This window comes from Staphylococcus sp. GDY8P57P, from assembly GCF_017892585.1.
Lineage (GTDB): Bacteria > Bacillota > Bacilli > Staphylococcales > Staphylococcaceae > Staphylococcus > Staphylococcus borealis.
Map to the genome: position 1 here is coordinate 1 of NZ_JAESLK010000153.1, position 635 is coordinate 635.

The following is a 635-nucleotide window of genomic DNA, read 5'->3' on the forward strand; positions in this document are numbered from 1 at the left end:
CCTGGAACTTCACTCAGTTCCAGGCTCTTCATATTTTAAGTGCTAAAGATGTTCATTTACAGGCCGATAATTTATTTTATCGGCCTGAAAATACCGTTTTCGAGTCGATATTTTATTTTATCGGTACATATTCCCCATTTCTGGACCGATAATTATTTTTATCGAATATGTCCATATAATTGTGTAATAAAAAAAAGAGCCATATATAGCTCACTTTAGTACAATGTAATCGACTAAGAAAAAATTGTAGAGGTGACTATATATGACTCAATTAAATGTTAACTTAGATTATGAAGAATTGGCAAGTGCTATTTTTGGAAGTGATATGAATGCATCTATGAAAACAATAGCTATGACTGTCATAAATGCATACATGGAAATGGAAAGAGATAAGTATGTTAATGCTGGATATAAACAAAAGAATTCAGGAAGAAACGCACAACGTAATGGCTATTATGAGCGTGATTTCCTGATGCCTATTGGCAATCTGACATTAAAAGTTCCAAGAACACGTGACGGTGAATTTACAACTGAAGTATTTAATCAATATTCGCGTTCTGACCAATCGCTTATTTTAGCGATGACAGAAGCATACATTAATGGTGTTTCAACTAGAAATGTTAATAAAATTGTGG

Annotated in this window: 1 protein-coding gene; it reads left to right on the top strand. The window is 32.8% G+C overall.

What is annotated here, in order from left to right:
- Nucleotides 1-262: 262 nt before the first annotated feature.
- Nucleotides 263-635 (top strand): transposase (locus KA878_RS14080; protein WP_245336779.1); only part of this gene is annotated, 373 nt, incomplete at its 3' end.